This is a genomic window from Porphyromonas gulae DSM 15663 (genome assembly GCF_000378065.1).
GTDB classification, from domain to species: domain Bacteria; phylum Bacteroidota; class Bacteroidia; order Bacteroidales; family Porphyromonadaceae; genus Porphyromonas; species Porphyromonas gulae.
Genome location: NZ_KB899163.1, coordinates 22,181 through 42,067, shown reverse-complemented (window position 1 = coordinate 42,067; position 19,887 = coordinate 22,181). Strand labels below are relative to the sequence as shown.

The window sequence follows — 19,887 nt, the reverse complement described above, 5'->3', positions numbered from 1 at the left end:
GTCAACGATTTTGCTTCGTGAGAGCGAATGGAAAGAAGGAAAAGGACGAGAGATACTCGGCTGACAGAGCATCAGTATTCCATTGTCTTGGCAAAGACAAAGTTCTTGAGCGACGTACAATCCGAAGAGTTCAGCGTTGCGCTCGATCCTTCCCACTCCTTACTTCCATGACGGATGTAGATGATCTTGTCTCCGATTGTCTTCACGGAGTTCATGTCATGAGTATTGACTACTGTGGTAATACCATGCTCTTGTGTAAGAGTATGTATAAGATCGTCTATGACGAGCGAAGTCTTCGGATCCAAACCGGAGTTAGGCTCGTCACAAAAGAGATACTTCGGCCCCAAAGCAATCGCACGGGCGATGGCAGCCCGTTTCATCATACCGCCACTAATTTCGCTGGGATACTTATGTCTGGCATCGGAGAGCCCCACCCGATGCAGTAGGTGCTTAGCCCTCTCGCGACGGACTGCCGGCTTATCGCTCGAAAACATATTCATCGGGAACATAACGTTCTCCATGACCGTCATACTGTCGAAGAGCGCAGAGCCCTGAAAGAGCATACCGACCTCGCGACGCAGGATTTTCAGCTCACTCTCACTCATAACCGTAATATCTCGACCATCATACAATACCTCTCCCGATGTGGGAGCGATAAGCCCAATGATACACTTCAGCAGGACAGTCTTACCCGCTCCACTGCGTCCGATGATCAGATTGGTTTTGCCCGTCTCGAATGTCGCCGAGATATTGTTGAGTACTTTCTTATCTTCGAACTGCTTACTGACTTCTCTGACTTCGATCATAATACGTTAGTATAACATTTACGCAAGCAATAAATTAGTGAGGAGCAAATCCGCCACAAGCACCAATATACTGCACTGAACCACGGCATTGGTACTTGCTTTCCCCACCTGCAATGCTCCACCCTTCACTGTATAACCGTAGTAACCGGCCACGCTCGATATGATGAAAGCATAAGCCACCGACTTGATAATGGAGTAAAACACATTGTAAGGGGAAAAGAAAAGCTGCAAACCATACTCAAAGTCGCTCCGAGGCAGATTTGGCACCAGCGAACAGGCCAGATAACCACCGACAATACCCGTGGCCATACTGATTATACTCAGTACCGGAACAAACAGCATGAATCCGATGATTTTAGGCAGGATCAGATAATTGGCCGAGTTCACACCCATCACTTCCATAGCATCGATCTGCTCTGTCACACGCATGGTTCCCAATTCGGAGGCAATACTTGATCCCACCTTACCGGCCAAAATGAGACACATAACCGTGGAAGAAAACTCCAACAGAATGATCTCACGTGTAGAATAACCGATCGTAAAGCGCGGAATGAGTGGAGAGGTCATATTCAGAGAAAGCTGGATGGTGATAACGGCTCCGATGAAGAACGAAATGATAATTACGATCCATACCGAATCGACTCCGAGCTTGTCTATCTCCTTAATCAATTCCCTAAATGACATCCTCCACCTGTTAGGCAGAGAAAATGTCCGCTGCATCAATTTTGTATACTCTCCTATCTGTTGCAGAGTTTTATTGTTCATTCGCTTTGCTTTGGATTAGTCCTGACAAATATACGAGGTTTCGGACAAAACACTCCGAAAGCAAAGTCAGCCACATGACAATTACCATCTATCAAGCATGAAAGACAACCCCTTAACCATGTATCTTTCTGCTGACAGCTGCATTCATGTAAAATAGAACAAGCCCCTTGGTAAAGAGGTCAAAAGACATATCCCAAGAGGCTTTTTAGAGACAAGGTCAAGTGATCACGCTACAACAGATGGCTATATCTGCACCTTATGACTGAATACCTGTCCGGAAGAGAGTCGCACCGAGACTATATAAATACCATTTCGCTTTAGTCCGTTAATATTTATATCCGAATAGATTTTATTATCAACGGTTTGCCGAAGTACCATCCTGCCAGCCAAGTCGAAAAGCAATACCTCAGACACCGGAGTTTCACTTTCGATCCTTATCTTCCCGGCCAAAGTATAGACATCCACTCCCTGTACAACTGTCGGAGAAATGAAAGAGGTTATAAGAGATTCTTTGCTCCTGAGCATTATTCCACCAACTTTCGCATAAAGAAGTTTGTCCCAAGGGCTATAGAAGAAAGTGTCAAATATCAGGCCTCCGTATATTTCATCTTCATACCACTCAAAGTCAAAGACAGATGCATCAGAGACACAGACTCTTGTCCGACCATCTACCCCAATAGGAGACCCAAAGACTTCACAAGCAATCTTGTTATCGTCCATCATGCATATATTTTGAACGATCGCATTCTGTATATCTCCGCCAACAGGTTGCCATTTTCCTTCAGCTGCTTTTCTGATCGCAAGGGTTCCACTCATAAGTTCTGTATATGAAGTAACAAGAGCTATTATATCACCTTCTTTATTCGAGCACATGGATGCAATAATCGAGTTACTCAATTCACTTTCCGATATATCGACGAACTCACCGTTCTGATAAGTAAAGATAGTCGTAGACATTGTGGTTTCATGCATCAATGCCAGATAGATGGTGCCACTATTCGTAGCCTCTGCAAAGCGACAGCTCATAGGAGTAGAGTCTTCATAGATAGAGTTGAACTCGAAATCATTTACACCTGATGCAAAGATGTGATGTGTAGTACCTATATAAGTCACCCCTGTCGAAGAGCGGAAGACGGTCATACCATGTTCATCTGTAGCCACGGGTGTTTTGAATATACATCTCCATTCGTTCTGCTCGTTTATATACAGTTGATACTCTTGATCCCGAGAAGAAGTCGTACATACATAAACTCTGCCGTATGCATCTGTCTGAATATCCGTAACTAACTTGTCATCAAAATACGGATCATGTTCCCACCATTGTGCATTATCTCCTAATGGACGATAGTATATACCTAATTGCTCAGAAGTATAATTTGCTCCCTGCTGAGTCCTTTTTGTCACGGTTACATAGACTGTTCCCTTTGAATCAATCCCCATACCGGGAATTATATACTTAACGTTAGGCTCATTACTGATAAAAGGAGGAACTATTTCTTCCCAAAAGCTCTGTGCATTTCCACCCAATACTCCTAACATCATTAAAGCCAGACACAGAATAATTTGTTGAACTGTTGTTTTCATTTCCTTTTCGATTATTAGTTTATTTATCATTTTATTTCATCCGCATCTTTCGGCTACAGATTTCCTTTCCATTTACAATCCATGAATACACAGAACAAATCTCTGAAATACATCATCATATGACACATGCCGAAAGGTAATAATTATATCAAAAACAACAAAATCACAAAAGAAATAAGACGGGAACAATACAACCGGGGTCGGATATCATCCGCCAGCTGTCTGAACGTGGTAGAAATATTTCCGCACCTCAAATGCTGCGATTGTGGCTCGTATTTTCGAGAAAAGTGGAGTGAGATTTTTTTCGTTTTGGCTCGAGATTTTTTCTTTTCCCGAGCCAAAAGAAAAACTTTTACGCGCCACGTTTTTGGGGGGTGGCAAATCACCGTTTTTTCGGTTGTGTGACGTGTGCTGAAATAAAATTCACTCTCCGCGAGGTTTTGCCTGCGTTTTATGTTTTAGTTAGGTATGCTGTGAAAGTTGCGATGCCGTAGGCTGTTCCTTCATGATTAGAGGGCTGCACCGATGAGAAGGCAATGTGCAAATGCGTATTTCTTGTTCAGTAAAGTGATCGGGTACGTTTTGATTATTATTTTTGTGCCTCTCTTCACGATGAAGAATAAGGAATATCGGACAAACACTCATTGTACTATGGCCATCGCACCGAATCAAGCTACCCCTCAGATAGATCTGATCTACAAGATCGAAGACAAGCCTTCTTGCAAAGATGCTGTCTTTGCAGCTTTCCAACACCTCCTTGCCATCTTTGTGGCTATCATTACCCCCCCCGCTTATCATTGCAGGAGCACTTAATCTGGATTTGGAGACTACTTCTTTCCTCGTCTCCATGGCTCTGTTCGCTTCGGGGGTATCCACCTTTATCCAATGTCGAAGGGTGGGGCCTTTGGGTGCCGGACTGCTGTGCGTGCAGGGTACGAGTTTTTCTTTTATCGGCCCTATTATCAGTGCCGGCTTGGCCGGCGGTCTGCCGCTTATATTCGGCTGTACGATAGCAGCAGCTCCGGTGGAGATGATCGTCAGCCGCAGCTTCCGTTATCTCAAGCGGATCATTACGCCCCTCGTTTCAGGAATCGTAGTCTTGCTGATCGGTCTGAGTCTGATCAAAGTGGGGATTATCTCATGTGGAGGTGGCAATGCGGCTATGAGCGATGGGACTTTCGGCAACTGGCAAAATCTCAGTATCGCTGCTCTCGTCCTGGTAAGCGTCCTCTTCTTCAATAAGAGCAAGAACAAATACATTCGTATGAGTTCTATCGTTCTCGGTCTGCTCGTCGGTTATGCTTTAGCTTACATCCTCGGTCGTGTGGATCTCTCCGGTATGGAGACGACGAAGATTGCGCTGTTGAATATCCCTGTCCCATTCAAATACGGCCTTAGCCTGAACATCTCGTCCTTTATCGCCATAGGGCTCATCTATCTTATTACAGCCATCGAAGCGACGGGGGATATTACTGCGAATTCGATGATTTCGGGCGAACCGGTGGAGGGCGATAAATACATCAAACGTGTATCGGGTGGGGTATTGGCCGATGGGTTCAATTCCCTCCTTGCCGGTGTATTCAATTCTTTTCCCAATTCTATTTTCGCCCAAAACAACGGGTTGATTCAGCTCACGGGCGTGGCCAGTCGTCGCGTGGGCTATTACATTGCCGCTATGCTCATCGTGCTTGGCTTGTTTCCGGGTATCGGTCTTATCTTTTCTCTGATGCCCGATCCCGTATTGGGAGGAGCCACGCTCTTGATGTTCGGGACGGTAGCAGCAGCGGGGATACGCATCATTGCAGCTCAGGAGATAGACCGCAAAGCCACGATGGTCTTGGCCATTAGTCTGTCGCTGGGCTTAGGTGTCGAGTTGATGCCGGACATCTTGCGCAACATATCTCCTGATCTGAGAGGGATCTTCTCTTCGGGAATCACCACCGGTGGTCTTGCTGCCATTATCTCTAATATACTTATCCGCGGCAAATAAAATGGGCGGACAGGTAGAAAACCCAATCATTGTCTTATGGAATTGCTCAAACAGAGGATTTTGCAGGATGGCAAGTGCTATCCGGGCGGTATATTGAAAGTCGATAGCTTCATCAATCACCAGATGGACTCGAAGCTAATGTACCAGGTGGCCGAAGAGTTTGCACGACTATTTGCCGACAGCGGAGTCAACAAGATCGTTACCATCGAAGCCAGCGGTATAGCCCCGGCTATCATGGTAGGTTATATTATGAATCTGCCCGTGGTCTTCGTGAAGAAAAAACAGCCCAAGACGATGGACAATATGCTGACTACTACGGTGCATTCCTTTACCAAAAGTCGGGACTACACCGTTTGTATCAGTCACGACTTTCTGACTGCCGACGATCGCATTCTGTTCATTGACGACTTTCTTGCCTATGGCAATGCAGCTCAAGGGATCATCGACTTGGCCGAACAGACAAGTGCTAAGATTGTCGGTATGGGCTTTATCATAGAAAAAGCCTTTCAGAATGGGAGAGCAGCCCTGCAAGAAAGAGGCATAAGAGTGGAGTCGCTCGCGATCATCCAAAGCCTCGACAACTGCTGTATAACCATCGCAAACGAAGACTAACTACACGTCAATCCCATACACATCCCGTCTGCCGGCACTCAGCGGGTGGGATGTTGCTTTTCCCTTCTCTTTTCTCCCGATAAAAGGCGTGCCGTTTTCCATTTCTCGGTCGGAAATCTCATCTTTTGTAGGCATATTATGAGTACTTTTGCCCGAAAGACAAACTACAAGGATGGAACCCTTCGTACATCTGCACGTACACTCCCAATTCTCTCTGCTTGACGGACAGGCCGCTATCAATGACTTGGTGGACAAAGCCATTGCTGACGGTATGCCGGGTATTGCTCTGACCGACCATGGAGCCATGTTCGGCATCAAGGAGTTTTACAACTATGTGGAGAAGAAGAATAGCGGGCACAATGCTACGCTGAAGGACTGCAGGCGTGAACTGGATCAGTTGAACGACTCGAAGAGTGCAGATCTGCTGACCGACGAAGAGCGCGATCGCATCGTCAAGCTACAACAGAAAATAGAGGAGACGAAAAGGCTCCTCTTCAAACCCATACTCGGCTGTGAGGCTTATTGCGCTCGACGTACACGCTTCGACAAGGACAGCCAAATTCCTGACCCGTACCATCCCAGACGTTCCATCGATGCCAGCGGTTGGCACTTGATCCTGCTGGCGAAGAACTTGCAGGGGTATAAGAATCTGATCAAAATGGTCAGCTATTCATGGACCGAAGGGCAGTATTATCGTCCGCGTATCGACAAGGAGTTGTTGCAGAAGTACCATGAAGGTATCATCGTGTCTTCGGCCTGTCTGGGCGGAGAGATCCCGCAACATATCATGGCCGGAGAGATCGGCAAAGCCGAGGAGTCTATTCTTTGGTTCAAGGAGATTTTTGGGGATGATTACTACTTGGAGATTCAGCGGCACGAGACGCACAATCCGCTCGGCAATCAGGATGTTTTCCCCCAGCAGCAGCGCGTAAACCGCGTGATACTCGAGCTTGCCAAGAAGTTGGGCGTCAAGGTAATTGCCACGAACGATGTCCATTTCTGCAATGAAGAAGATGCTGAGGCGCACGATCGTCTGATCTGCCTGAGTACGGGTAAGGATCTGGACGATCCGAACAGGATGCGTTATACCAAGCAGGAATGGATGAAGACAACGGCAGAAATGAATACCATTTTCGAGGATCTGCCGGAGACGCTGTCCAATACGTTGGAAATTCTTGACAAGGTAGAGTTCTACAGCATTGACAACAAGGCCCTGATGCCGGACTTTCCGATTCCGCCCGAGTTTAAGGATGATGACGACTACCTGCGCTTCCTTACCTACGAGGGAGCCAGACGCAAGTATGGAGAGGATCTTTCCAACGAGATAAAAGAGCGTATCGACTTTGAGTTGGAAACGATCAAAGGAATGGGGTTCCCCGGCTATTTCCTCATCGTACAGGATTTCATCGCTGCCGCGCGCGGTATGGGCGTCTCTGTCGGACCCGGCCGAGGATCAGCTGCGGGATCGGCTGTAGCCTACTGTCTGGGCATCACGGACATTGATCCGATCAAATACCATCTGCTTTTCGAGCGTTTCCTCAATCCCGATCGTATCTCCATGCCTGATATCGATGTCGACTTCGATGATGACGGGCGTGCCGAAATACTTCGTTGGGTGACGGAAAAATACGGCAAAGAACGTGTGGCCCATATCATCACCTATGGTACAATGGCCACAAAGAGTTCCATTAAGGATGTGGCTCGCGTACAGAGGTTGCCCTTGCCCGAAAGCAATCGTTTGGCTAAGCTCGTACCGGACAAGATTCCCGGAGAGAAGAAAGTCAATCTGAAAAAAGCAATAGAATTTGTTCCCGAACTCAAGCAAGCATCGCTAAGCTCCGACAAGGTAATGCGTGATACGCTGAAGTATGCCCAAATGCTGGAAGGGAACGTGCGCAATACGGGTGTGCATGCCTGCGGCATCATCATCGGGAAAACGGACATCAGCGATATCGTTCCGGTCAGTACGGCTCCGGACAAAGACACGAAGGAGGAACTGCTGGTCACCCAATACGAAGGTTCTGTCATCGAGCAGACGGGGCTGATCAAAATGGACTTCCTAGGGCTGAAAACGCTCTCCATCATCAAGGAAGCTCTGGCCAACATCAAGCGACGCCATGGCATCAACTTGAATATAGACACGATCCCGCTCGACGATCCCCTTACGTATAAGCTATACAGCGATGGACGTACCATAGGTACTTTCCAATTCGAATCCGGTGGGATGCAAAAGTATCTTCGGGAGCTGCAGCCCTCTGCATTCGAGGACTTGATAGCGATGAACGCGCTCTATCGTCCCGGACCGATGGACTATATCCCATCGTTTATCGCGCGTAAGCATGGGCGTGAACCTATCTATTACGACCTGCCGGAGATGGAGCAGTATCTCAAAGAAACATACGGCGTGACGGTGTACCAGGAGCAGGTCATGCTTCTGAGTCGTAAGCTCGCCGATTTTACCCGAGGCCAGAGCGATGAGCTTCGAAAGGCTATGGGTAAAAAGCTCATCGAGAAGATGAACGTCCTCAAGGTGAAGTTCCTCGAAGGGGGAGCCCGAAATGGACATCCCAAAGATGTGCTGGAGAAGATTTGGGCGGACTGGGAGAAGTTTGCCAGCTACGCTTTCAACAAGAGTCATGCCACCTGCTACAGTTGGGTAGCCTATCAAACGGCCTATCTGAAAGCGAACTATCCGGCTGAATACATGGCCGGGGCCTTGAGTCGCAACTTGAACAACATCACAGAAATCACTAAACTCATGGATGAGTGCAAATCCATGAAGATCGGCGTATTGGTGCCTGACGTGAACGAGTCCGAAATGAAATTCTCGGTGAATGCCGATGGAGACATCCGATTCGGTCTCAGTGCTGTGAAAGGTGTAGGATCAGGAGCCGTGGAGCAGATCATTGCCGAGCGTGAAGCCAACGGATTTTATAAGGATATCTTCGATTTTGTGGAGCGGATCAATCTCTCCGCTTGCAACCGTAAGACGATGGAGAGCTTGGCGTTGGCTGGTGCTTTCGACAGCTTCGGTCTGTCGCGAGAGGAATATATGGCTCCTCCTCTGACGGGTAAGGAGGAGTCGTACATACAAGCACTGATGCGCTATGGCTCCGTGGTGCAGGAGGAAAAGCACAGCCAGAGTAATTCTCTCTTTGGAGAGGAAGAAGATCTGATGATCCCTCGTCCACAACCGTCTCCCACAGAACCGTGGAACGACTTGGAGAGACTCAATAAAGAACGTGAGCTTGTGGGGCTCTACCTTAGCTCCAATCCTATGGCTCAGTATCAAGTGATCCTCGACCACTATTGCAATACGCATGCAACAGACTTGGCCGATCTGGAGTCCCTGGTAGGGAAAAATCTGATTATGGCCGGTATCGTAACCAAGGCATTTCAGGGCATATCCCGCTCGAACAATCCATATTCGAAGATTACGCTGGAGGATTTGTCCGGTACCGGCGAAATACCTCTTTTCGGACAGTCGCATGTGAATTTCGGCAATTATTGCAAGGAAGGCCTCTATCTCCTCATTCGGGCATCCGTCCAGCCTCATAAGTGGAAACAAGGTGAGTTGGAATTGACTGTAAACACGATAGAACTGCTTCCGCAAGTGGCCGATACTTTGATCAAAAAGATGACCATCTTGCTGCCGGCATCGAAGATCGACAATGAACTGATCGAAACGCTATCGGACGAATTGACAAACAATTCGGGAAAAACGATGTTATTTATCAAAGTGTACGACCATACGGAAACTTTCGACGTCGAGCTGGCACAACATAAATCGCTGATCAAAGTATCCCCCGAACTGGTGAATCGATTGAAGGCTTGCGAGATTAATTTTGCACTTGAATAGACCAATCATTATAAACAAGAATAATAACCAATTAAAAACGAACAAAGTTATGGCACTGCAAATTACAGATGCAACATTTGACGGCTTGGTAGCAGAAGGCAAGCCGATGGTAGTGGATTTCTGGGCTACATGGTGCGGTCCTTGCCGCATGGTAGGTCCGATCATCGACGAACTGGCAGCGGAATATGAAGGACGAGCTATCATAGGAAAGGTGGATGTGGATGCAAATACGGAATTGCCCATGAAGTACGGCGTACGTAATATCCCTACCATCCTGTTCATCAAGAACGGCGAAGTGGTAAAGAAGCTTGTGGGTGCTCAGTCCAAAGACGTATTCAAGAAAGAATTGGATGCCTTGTTTTAATTAAGTCGGTATTGGCATTCCAAAGAAAAGTCCTGTCTGACATGCTATCTTTTGCATCGTCAGACAGGACTTTTTGTTTTTCGTTCTCAGGGCAGAGCGGGAGAGCTTTTAGTAAGCGTCGTTGCAGAAGTTCATGGCTGCTGAACACTTGGGAGGCAAATACGGTGATTTAAGAGGCGACACCAACAAAGAGAAAGGGTTGTGCAGTCCGGAAGTTTACGCTTATCCGATGCAACCCTTTCTCTATCGTTGTCTCACAAGGATTCGAACCTTGACAAACAGAACCAAAACCTGTTGTGCTACCATTACACCATGAGACAATCCTCATAGCAACGGAGAAGATTCCTCTCAATTGCGCTGCAAAGATATGTATTTTCGGCAAATACACAACTGTTTTCCTGTTATCTGACAGAAAATATTCTTCAGAGGCTCTTATCAGATACGAGAAATCAGGCCAATGCCTCCATGTTTCACACATCAAGTCCGTCGAATCCCAAGAGATACGCTGCCGTCTCTTCCCCGTTTGAGCGAAGGATTTTTCGAGGTCGATACCCGTACCGTTGAACGATTTGTCCTTGGCGGCCTCCCTTTGCTCTTCGATCATAATAGCCAAGTTGGCTTTGCTCCCGAAGGGCATTTGTCCCACCTTGAAAAGACAGCCTCTATTTTCTCTATCACTCTCTGAAAATAATCTCGCCGTTCCGTTGCTTGATCTTTGATTGCAATGGTAAAAGGAAAAAGTCTGTCGTATAAAAACAGCAGAGGGTGTATCGCAAGCGAAACACCCTCTGTCATTTGGAAAAATTCGTCGGTAATTATTCTGCGCTCTCAGCCGCAGGAGCTTCTTCAGCAGCGGCTTCTACCGGAGCCTCTTCCGTCTGGGCAGTCTCTTCGGCAGCGGCTTCTGCTTCAGCCTTAGCTTTGGCCTCAGCAGCTTTCTTCTCTGCCACAGCTTCTGCGCGAGCCTTGTTTACGGCCTTCTCTGCTTCGAGCTTAACCTTGTTGTCTGCTACGGCAGCTTCTTTCACCTTAATCTTCATGTTGTTAAGGGCGTCTTTTTTACCCTTCAACCAAGCTTCGAACTTGCTTTCTGCTGCAGCTTGATCAAAAGCACCCTTCTTAACACCACCGAGGAGATGCTTCATCATGAGTACACCCTCACGTGACAAGATATTACGTGCCGTGTCGGTAGGCTGTGCACCTACACCGATCCAATACAAAGCGCGCTCGAAATTCAAATCTATTGTAGCAGGATTCGTGTTCGGATTGTATGAACCGATCCTTTCAATAAACTTGCCATCTCGTGGCGCCCTGCTGTCTGCGACAACGATCTTGTAAAAGGCATAACCTTTGCGACCGTGTCGTTGCAATCTGATTTTTGTTGCCATTCTTTTGAATTTATTATTTGCGTTCGCTATTGTATTAGCAGCCGCAAAGATAGACTATTAAAATGGAACATACAAAGTGATTTTTTGCTTTGGGGGCATTACACATTCGATTCTCATGCATAGTTTACACGTAAGATATTTTTCTGAGGGGGGGGGAGTTTGATCGGATTGATCATGGTTGAACTAACTATATGCTACCATTTTTGTCTGCATCCTAAAACATACACAAGCGGATTTATAGGCATGGACAGGCAAGCAAGCCGGATTTTAACGAGGTAAAATCTTAAAAAAAGAGGGTATCTCTTGTCAATTGGCAGTTCCAATTTATCAAGAGATACCCTCTTACTCTTATTCGTTGCCTATGGCAGGATTCGCTTACTGTTTGATGAGCTTAGTGGTATAGTTATCGAGACGGAAGAAATAAGTGCCGTCAGGAAGATGCGTCAGGTCAATGTTCTGACGGAGAGTCTCTACTGCGAAACTATAGACTTTTACCCCATTTATATCGTATAAAGCAGCTTCCTGCCCCAAAAGAAATTCGGGGATCTCGACGAGCGCATATCCTCTTACCGGATTGGGATATATCCTGATAGAGGGAGCATCTACTGCCAAGTTCGATGTCGGACTTCCTTCGTATGGAAGCATATTGTCAGCATCACCATTGAAGTCGAATACCCGCCAGTTCTTACTTTTAGCCTTTTCCACATCCTTTACGGTACAGATATTCTTCTCATCAGTGTCTTTGAGGTCTACAACGACGAACTTGCTCTGAGCACCCACACCGGGAGAGAGTGTGGGCAGAGCATCCACCACCTTTGTCATTTCTTCACCTGCGATCAGATTGGAATGACAATCCAAAACGCTCAGCCCCCTCACCCCCGACAGATTCAAGGATGTAAGTTTGTTCGATGAGCACCAAACGTAAGCAACATCCGGATTCTTAGAAAGATCCAAGGTCGAAAGCTCATTGTCGCTACACCAAAGTGTTATCAGTAGAGGATTGGCACTCAGATCAAGTTTCGTGATCCGGTTGCCAAAGCACCAAAGGTCATTGAGTCGGGGATTGGCCGTCAGATTCAGTTCTTTCAGCTCATTGTCGGAACACCATAGATTAGCCAACTTGGGGTTTTTGTCGGTCTTCAGCTCAGTCAGCTTATTCCTGTCACAGCCGAGGATGATCAAAGCCGGATTGCCACTCAGGTCCAAACTCTCTATTTCGTTGGAATCACACCAGACCCGCAACAGCTTTTTGTTTTGGGTCAAGTCCAGCGATTTCAGTTTGTTGTTGGTACATGACAGATAGGTCAAGTTCGGGTTTTTCGTTACGTCGACAGCCGTTGCACCTGTTTCTTTACACCCCAATCTGGTCGTATTGCCATATACGGTTATGGTCTGCGCCCCCAGTGTATATTCGTGGTATTCCTCATCGAAAAGGGTTATTTCCTCTCCGCTTTGATAGGTAGCATCTCCATTGAGATCTATCCATATCCCTTTCTTCTCTACGGAATGAACCAGCAATCGGATCTTTTCCCCTACTGCCTTGTTCGTCGTTACGGACATACGTACTCCTGTGGTCGGAGCCGGAACAAACTGTGCCTGCACAGTATGCCCCATCATCAGCAATGCAAAGATTGCGAAGATTTTCTTGGATGAAAATTTCATATTAGTATTGGTTTTCTATTTGTGGTCTTACCACGGATTCGATTCTAACAGCTTCAAGAGAACCGGCAAAACGAATGCAAAGTTTTTCTAAACAGAGTGCTGATCGACTCCATCGGCACAAAGAATATCTACAATCGCAAGATTAGCAATCCTGATCGGCGGATAGAGTAGTCGTTTTGTGAGTGATCTCTTGTTTTCGGTCGCAAATATAGTATTCCTCCGATTAATGCTAAATATCCGGAAGCAATTTGTCAGCTGTTGCACATTCCGGCACTACCGGCCTGACCTGGATTCGACGTAAGCAAATGTCGAAATTTCCGCTTGTGAGAGCATTTTTCGGCTCGAAAGATTCCAATCTCGAAAGCCGTATGGCGGCAGAAGCCATTCGCATACTGTCTGTTATCTCCATGAAGTCTCACTCGTCCAAACAATAAGGGAACCTCACGTAAAAGGAAAAGAGGCTTCCCTGTTTTGTATCATCTTGTAGGGAAAAAACACGTGCCAAAAAAATTTTCAACAACGAAGATGAGTTTAGAATCATTCCAAATAAGAGGTTAAGAAGAAGCGAATTTTGAAGTTTGAAAGTTCGGAGAATGGACTTTTTCAGATCGAAACATGACTTTGGGGAGACAAGAAAACGATCTGTATATAAATCATTTTCGATTTGTATATAGATCGTTTTCGATTTATATACAAATTGATCCCGATAAATATATAAATCGAATTCTATTTATATATAAAATGCATGACATAAAAAGCCTTTTAAGAAGGTGATATAAAAGAGGCACGCACCAAATTCTTCAGCGAATTTGTTGCGTGCCTTATCTATGTTTGGACTATCGGTGAGAGTTATTCCGGTTTACACCTCATAATCACGATGGAAATCTATCGACTCCTTGGGACAAGAAGTATATAAATACACAAAAACGGATAAGCCAAAACGGCTATAGAAGTGGAGAAATTCAGTGCGCATATTTTTATGATTCAGTCATTTAGCAAGCAATTCTATTCAATCGAAAAGCACTTTCAATAGCGATCATTAATATCGAACAAAAGTGTTTTATCAGCTGCAAATATAACAAAAAGACTTGAGTATAAAATTCATAGTTTCCGAACAAATATTCGTCGATATTGTCAATGTTCGAGATAGAAAAATTTTTCACTTAGACATGCACTATTCATCTATCATTATCAGAAAGAGGCAGTGCCTCAAGCAGCAAATTGAGGGCACGGGGAAAGGCAAAATCGTCAAGCTGTTCCTCTCGGATGCAGCGGTAGCCATCCAGTTCGGGAGCTTCATCGAGACGGGCTGTAAGCCTATAGCCATGAATCCACAAGTTGCGATGCGTAAGCTGGTGCTTGAATGTTTTGAATGGTAAGCTATCCATACTACCGGAAACGGATCGTAGCAAACCACCCAATTCGGGAGACAGCAATAAGGTCTCTAAAACTGCATGATCGGATAGCTCGACACAGGGAAACTCGTACAAACCCTGCCATATATCTCCACTCGGACGCCTTCGAATATAAGTGTAGACGCCGGTGGGGGTGATAACCCGTATATAAATGAAATAGAGATAGCGATTCGTAATCCTAAGTCCACCTTTCTTGACCGGCAAAGCATCGACACAACCGGCTGTATCGGCCATGCAAAAACGGCGTACCGGGCATAGCAGGCAAGAAGGAGACGTGGGTGTACAATGAAGTGCCCCAAACTCCATAATGGCCTGATTGTGCCTTGCCGGAGCTTCCCTGTCGAGCAAAGCATCGGCCCAGGAAGAAAAAAGCTTCTTGCCGGCAGGGGTATCTATCGGCGTATCAAGATTCATCAGTCGGCTGATGACACGAAAGATATTTCCGTCCACTGCCGCAAAAGGCAGATCATAGGCAAAGGAGAGAACAGCTGCAGCCGTATAATCCCCGACACCCGGTAGTCGCAGTATCTCCTGCCTCGTACGAGGTATGCTACCTCCGAAGTCAGAGACTATCATACGGGCTGCCCGATGCAGATTGCGCGCCCGGGAGTAATAGCCCAAGCCCTCCCACTGCTTCAGCACCTCATCTTCAGATGCAAGAGACAAGGAGCGGACATCGGGGAAGCGTTCGATAAAGCGATGATAATAATCCCTCCCCTGCTCCACTCGCGTCTGCTGCAGTATAATCTCGGATATCCAGATACGATAGGGATCGTCCGTTTGCCTCCACGGCAAATCCCGCTTATTGGCATCGTACCATTCGGCCAGTAGCCTTCGCAATTCAGGGAAATAAGGAAGAGGATCGATCTTGCTTTCCGACGGTAAACTTCTCGTTCGGGAAGAGGAATTTGTCATGCAGGATTGGAATAGGAAATGTTGTTTGTGCAAAGATATAAACTGATGTATGTAATTCTTTGCATCTTTGTAACTCATTTCGATACTTGGAATGCGACCATAGTCTTTCACAATCAGAGAACGCGATGAAAAATTTTTCTTTTTTTACCCTCCTTGCTCTGGCTGTTTTGAGCATCACCCTCTCTTCATGTGGTAATAGGAAAAGCTCTGCAGACAAACAAAAAGAGCCTTATACCCTCTCTCTCGGAGCCATGCCTTCCATGGACTATCTGCCTTTCGTTGTAGCACAGAAAACCGGCATTTACGATTCACTCGGGCTGAAACTGGAGATTGTCAAGTTTTATTCACCCAATGAACGTGATGCGGCTTTCCATTCGGGCAATGTGGAGGGTACTGTCATCGACTATACGGGAGCAGCCATGCAGCAAGCCGGAGGCATCGATCTGCAACTGGTGATGCGTCTCGACGGATACTTCCGGCTGGTAATGTCCAAAGATTATACGGGTGAGAGCTTGGAAACCCTCAAAGGAAAGAATCTGGGTATATCGCGCAATACGGTCATTGAGTACACCACCGACCGAATCATCAATACCGCAGGACTGGCCGAAAGCGACATAACCAAGACCGAGGTCAATAAGATCCCTTTGCGCTTGGAAATGCTTCGCAGCGGACAGATCGATGCAGCCGTCCTACCGGATCCATTCATTACCATTGCGATGGCAGATGGAATGATGTCCTTTGTCTCCACACAGGATCTGGGCATATTCGTAACCGGAGCGATGTTTGCCGGCAGTGTCATCAGAGAGAAGCAAGAAGCCATCGATATACTGCTTCGAGGATACGATCTGGCTGTGGACTACATCCATTCACACGATAGAAATGCCATCCGAAATATCCTGATCGAAGATGTCGGTGTACCCGAACCCTTGGTAGACGATGTGATTCTGCCCGATTATTCACATGGACAGAAGCCCACGATGGAAGATCTGCAACAAACTATCGACTGGCTACACGCCAAGAAATTGGTACCGAGCGACTATACCGGCAAGGATCTGATCCGCTAAATCCGGTAAAATCAAGAGACAGACGAAACGCAGATTCCTCCATTAGGCAAATGATCTCTATTCGCAATCTGGCCGTTACATATCGCCACGGGAGTACGGAAGTGAAAGCATTGGACGGTCTTTCACTGAATATTCCCGAAGGAGAGATTTTTGCCGTAACGGGACCTTCGGGCTGTGGCAAATCGACATTCCTGCACGTTTTGGCAGGCGTGCTGACAGAGTATGAGGGAGAAGTGCTATTCGATGGGAAACCTCTGAATCCGAAATCATTTTCCATAGGGATAGTTCCCCAGCAATATGGACTTCTGCCATGGAAACGAGTACGTGAGAATATCGTACTTCCATATACCCTGCGAAAGGAAGCCATAGAGATGCCGGAGTTTGAGAGCATTGTACGCATCCTCGGCTTGTCGGACATATTGCATCGGTATCCGAGGGAACTAAGCGGAGGACAACGTCAGCGCGTGGCACTGGCACGAGTCTTTCTCCAACGTCCACAGTTGCTCCTGCTTGACGAAGCATTCGCAGCTCTCGATATGCTCACAGCCGAGAAAAGCAGGCAACTCTTCCTTGGACTTTGGGATAAACATCGGGTCACCACCGTTATGGTAACGCATAATGTGGAAGAAGCCGTAGCAATGAGTAGCCGGGTAGCCGTCATAGGGGGCATGCCCGGACGAATCAGAGGCTTGTGCGAACGTCCGGATACCGATACCATCCGTAGAATGCTGAACCGGATCGAAGTATGAGAAAGACAAAAGGATTTCTGGGGCGAGTGCTCGTGGGTGCTCTACTGCTCAATCTCCTGTGGCATCTGGCTGCACTGCTCCTCAATACCCCTGTGCTGGTGGATCCCCTTACGGTTTACTCCAAAATAGGAACGGTATGGCAGCAGTCCATGTCCGCACATCTGTTGGCGAGCTTGCGACGAATCGTCATCGGCATTTCGATAGCCCTCGTCTTGGGACTCATTGTCGCGCTCTCCATGTTCCGTTACAAGAGCTTCGGCCGTGTGATGGATTCGTTCGTCTATTTCTGCTATCCTATCCCCAAATTAGCACTCCTACCGATCATCATGCTCTTGGCAGGACTGGGCGATGTGACCAAAATAATTATGATCGTACTGATCATCATCTTCCAAATCATCGTCAATCTGCGCGACAGTCTTCGCAACATTCCCAAAGAGAGCTTCCTTGTCCTTACCTCATTGGGTGCCACTCATGCTCAGCTGATGCGCCATCTGATCCTGCCGGCCATTACTCCCGAAGCACTCTCTACACTACGAGTAGCCATCGGGACAGCCATATCGGTACTCTTCGTGACAGAGACATACGGGACGAACAAGGGCATGGGATTCTTCATTGTCGATGCATGGATGCGTATCAGCTATACGGAGATGTACGTAGGCATCGTGGTTTTAGGGATGGCAGGTTTTTTCCTTTTTTTGCTTGTGGATGGTCTTGAGACCGCACTGTGCAGATGGAGGAACAGTTAGCCACATAAACAAAGAAAATTATCATTCAACAAAACAATAACGCTCAAGAAATGAAAGTAAAACATCTATTAGCGGCATCCTTGGTGATGCTGGGGGCAGGGAGTATTTGCGCCCAAAAGCCCGCAAACAGTATTTTCAATGCAATCAAAGAACGGGTTAGCCTCGCCGGTTATGCACAGGCAGGATTTTCCTCCTTGTGGCTCCCTGCGATGGATTCCGATGAGGAGAACTACAACACGTTCGACGTGAAACGCATCGCCCTTCGTGCCGATATTGCCATCACGAACAAATGGTCTGTAACCTTCATTCCTGATTTCGCGAAAGGATACACCAATTTGGAACTTTACACATCTTTTCGCGCCTGTTCGGGTTTCGGAATACGATTGGGACAGTTCAAAACAGCTTTTTCGATCGAAAACCAACTATCTCCATCTATTATCGAAACTATCTCATGCGGATCGATGATTTCCAACTTCCTCGCAGCAGGAAATGGTTCCGATCCTCTTATGGGTGCTCAAAGCGGACGCGACATTGGTTTGGAAATCTATGGCGATCTCTTCAACGACATGCTCGGCTATCGCCTTGGAGTACTCAACGGCCAAGGCATGAATACGCTCGATGGCTCCAAGCATAAAACCGTGGAGGGCAGCCTTACGCTCCGACCACTCGAATGTCTTTCCTTTACCGGCAGCTTCATAAGCGGTAAGACTGTGGCTTTGGGAAAACTTCCGGCCCCAATCGATGGCATGCAAATTATGGACGGAGATTTATACGACAGATCTCGCTGGAGTGTAGGAGGAATGTTTCGCTCGAAGTGCTTCGACCTGCGTACCGAATATCTTGAAGGAAAGGACAATGACTTGATTACCAAAGGATTTTACACCACCGGAGTAGGCCGACTGTTCAAAAACCTCGATATCATCGGCTCGTATGACTTTATGAATCTGTACGCAAGACAACACGTTCATAATATTACAGCCGGCCTTCAGTACTGGTTCTTCCCGAAGTGTCGCTTGCAGGCACAGTATGTATTGAGTAATCCGAAAGGTGAGCACAACAGCACACACGCCCTGCTAACACAGGTGCAGGTAGCGTTCTGACAGTAGATCGGAGCAATAGGAAAGCCGATTATCAAGCTGTTTTTTGATGCGAAAGTCCGGATCAGGAGGTTGCCTCCTCGTTCCGGACTTTTTCTTTTCAAGAAAACCGGCAAAAAACGGATTAGGATATAACGGGGTAGAATGTTTATCTTTGCAATCCCACATAGCGGGACAATAAGGAGTTTTTCCCTTTCTACGGCATGGTTGCCTCTTCAATTCTATACGGTATTCTCATCGGCATTCTCGTGTCGGCTCCTATGGGGCCGATCGGGGTTCTCTGTATCCGAAGGACTCTGCACCGAGGACGACGCGATGGGTTCTACACCGGTATCGGTGCCATGCTTAGCGATCTCTTCTATGCCACTGCCACCTATCTGGGGATAGGTTTGGTAATGAACTTCATCGACAGCAATGAAGCTTGGCTACAGCTTCTCGGCAGTGTGGTCATGTTTCTATTCGGCATATATCTGTATCGGACAGCCCCTTCTTTCAAGGTGGACGATAAGGACAACAACTTTTCCGTATGGCATACCGTACTAAGCTCTTTCGGTCTTACGCTATCCAACCCTTTCATCATCTTCTTTTTTATCGCCCTTTATTCCCGTTTCAACTTCGTCACCGATATTCCCGGGAAGATGTTAGTCGGTTACACCTCCGGCATGTTGGGTATCGCTTTGGGGGCGATCGGCTGGTGGTCTCTTATCACTTATCTCTTCAGCCTGCTACGCAATCGGATCAATGTCGTTGGCATACGGTGGTTCAACCGCATCGTAGCCGTCATTTTTATGGTTATATCCGTTTTCGGATTGTTTGCCGGTTTGTCCGACATCTTGAATTAGCACACTCGCCCCTACGGGGCTAAAGCTCT

At 47.0% G+C, this 19,887-nt stretch carries 16 protein-coding genes, 1 tRNA gene and 1 pseudogene; 9 read left to right on the top strand and 9 right to left on the bottom strand.

The genetic code is table 11. The features are described 5' to 3' along the window. Positions 1–71: 71 nt before the first annotated feature. The 4 genes from F452_RS0106365 to F452_RS11515 form a co-directional block, all read right to left on the bottom strand. Positions 72–806, bottom strand: a complete 735-nt coding sequence (locus F452_RS0106365) for an ABC transporter ATP-binding protein (RefSeq protein ID WP_018965390.1) — start codon at positions 804–806, stop codon at positions 72–74. A gap of 18 nt (positions 807–824) precedes the next feature. Next, entirely contained in the window at positions 825–1,571 is a 747-nt protein-coding gene (locus tag F452_RS0106360) for an MlaE family ABC transporter permease (protein WP_018965389.1), read from the bottom strand. A 243-nt stretch (positions 1,572–1,814) separates the two neighbouring features. Further along, the gene (locus F452_RS0106355) at positions 1,815–3,155 is read right to left on the bottom strand and encodes a T9SS type A sorting domain-containing protein (RefSeq protein WP_026292257.1); all 1,341 of its coding nucleotides are present in this window, start codon (positions 3,153–3,155) and stop codon (positions 1,815–1,817) included. A gap of 143 nt (positions 3,156–3,298) precedes the next feature. Then, positions 3,299–3,541, bottom strand: coding sequence for a DUF1661 domain-containing protein (locus tag F452_RS11515; protein ID WP_152567413.1), 243 nt, complete (start codon positions 3,539–3,541; stop codon positions 3,299–3,301). A gap of 265 nt (positions 3,542–3,806) precedes the next feature. Here F452_RS11515 and F452_RS10785 point away from each other — a divergent pair. Beyond that, positions 3,807–5,145 (top strand): annotated as a pseudogene (locus F452_RS10785) (nucleobase:cation symporter-2 family protein). Between the two features lie 36 nt (positions 5,146–5,181). Next, positions 5,182–5,757 carry a xanthine phosphoribosyltransferase gene (gene xpt / locus F452_RS0106345; protein WP_018965387.1) on the top strand — a complete coding sequence of 192 codons (576 nt, stop codon included), beginning with the start codon at positions 5,182–5,184 and terminating at the stop codon, positions 5,755–5,757. On the opposite strand, the gene F452_RS13030 is transcribed toward xpt, so the two are convergent. Further along, positions 5,758–5,892, bottom strand: a complete 135-nt coding sequence (locus F452_RS13030; RefSeq protein ID WP_018965386.1) for a hypothetical protein — start codon at positions 5,890–5,892, stop codon at positions 5,758–5,760. It abuts the gene before it with no gap. Between the two features lie 37 nt (positions 5,893–5,929). On the opposite strand from F452_RS13030, the gene dnaE reads away from it, so the two are divergent. Beyond that, the gene (gene dnaE, locus F452_RS0106335) at positions 5,930–9,616 is read left to right on the top strand and encodes a DNA polymerase III subunit alpha (protein WP_018965385.1); all 3,687 of its coding nucleotides are present in this window, start codon (positions 5,930–5,932) and stop codon (positions 9,614–9,616) included. A gap of 49 nt (positions 9,617–9,665) precedes the next feature. After that, positions 9,666–9,980 carry a thioredoxin gene (trxA, locus tag F452_RS0106330; RefSeq protein WP_004583434.1) on the top strand — a complete coding sequence of 105 codons (315 nt, stop codon included), beginning with the start codon at positions 9,666–9,668 and terminating at the stop codon, positions 9,978–9,980. Positions 9,981–10,229: 249 nt separating this feature from the next. Here the strand turns inward: trxA and F452_RS0106325 are convergent. From F452_RS0106325 to mutY, 4 genes are all read right to left on the bottom strand, one after another. Then, positions 10,230–10,300, bottom strand: a tRNA-Gln gene (locus F452_RS0106325). 495 nt (positions 10,301–10,795) lie between these two features. Then, positions 10,796–11,368 (bottom strand): 30S ribosomal protein S16, encoded by a 573-nt coding sequence (locus tag F452_RS0106315; RefSeq protein ID WP_018965384.1) that lies wholly within the window; start codon positions 11,366–11,368, stop codon positions 10,796–10,798. 375 nt (positions 11,369–11,743) lie between these two features. Then, positions 11,744–13,030 carry a T9SS type A sorting domain-containing protein gene (locus F452_RS0106310; RefSeq protein ID WP_026292255.1) on the bottom strand — a complete coding sequence of 429 codons (1,287 nt, stop codon included), beginning with the start codon at positions 13,028–13,030 and terminating at the stop codon, positions 11,744–11,746. 1,178 nt (positions 13,031–14,208) lie between these two features. Beyond that, positions 14,209–15,360: an A/G-specific adenine glycosylase gene (gene mutY, locus F452_RS0106300; RefSeq protein ID WP_018965381.1), complete on the bottom strand. Its 1,152-nt coding sequence runs from the start codon at positions 15,358–15,360 to the stop codon at positions 14,209–14,211. Between the two features lie 125 nt (positions 15,361–15,485). Here mutY and F452_RS0106295 point away from each other — a divergent pair, with 125 nt between their 5' ends. The 5 genes from F452_RS0106295 (at position 15,486) to F452_RS0106275 (ending at position 19,858) form a co-directional block, all read left to right on the top strand. Then, positions 15,486–16,424, top strand: coding sequence for an ABC transporter substrate-binding protein (locus F452_RS0106295; RefSeq protein WP_018965380.1), 939 nt, complete (start codon positions 15,486–15,488; stop codon positions 16,422–16,424). A 50-nt stretch (positions 16,425–16,474) separates the two neighbouring features. Further along, positions 16,475–17,173 carry an ABC transporter ATP-binding protein gene (locus F452_RS0106290; RefSeq protein ID WP_018965379.1) on the top strand — a complete coding sequence of 233 codons (699 nt, stop codon included), beginning with the start codon at positions 16,475–16,477 and terminating at the stop codon, positions 17,171–17,173. After that, positions 17,170–17,919: an ABC transporter permease gene (locus tag F452_RS0106285; protein ID WP_018965378.1), complete on the top strand. Its 750-nt coding sequence runs from the start codon at positions 17,170–17,172 to the stop codon at positions 17,917–17,919. The genes F452_RS0106290 and F452_RS0106285 overlap by 4 nt, the downstream gene beginning before the upstream one ends. Before the next feature lie 50 nt (positions 17,920–17,969). Further along, on the top strand, positions 17,970–19,019 hold the full coding sequence (locus F452_RS0106280; protein ID WP_018965377.1) for a porin family protein: 1,050 nt from the start codon (positions 17,970–17,972) through the stop codon (positions 19,017–19,019). Between the two features lie 200 nt (positions 19,020–19,219). Then, positions 19,220–19,858, top strand: a complete 639-nt coding sequence (locus tag F452_RS0106275) for a LysE family translocator (protein WP_018965376.1) — start codon at positions 19,220–19,222, stop codon at positions 19,856–19,858. Positions 19,859–19,887: the final 29 nt, after the last annotated feature.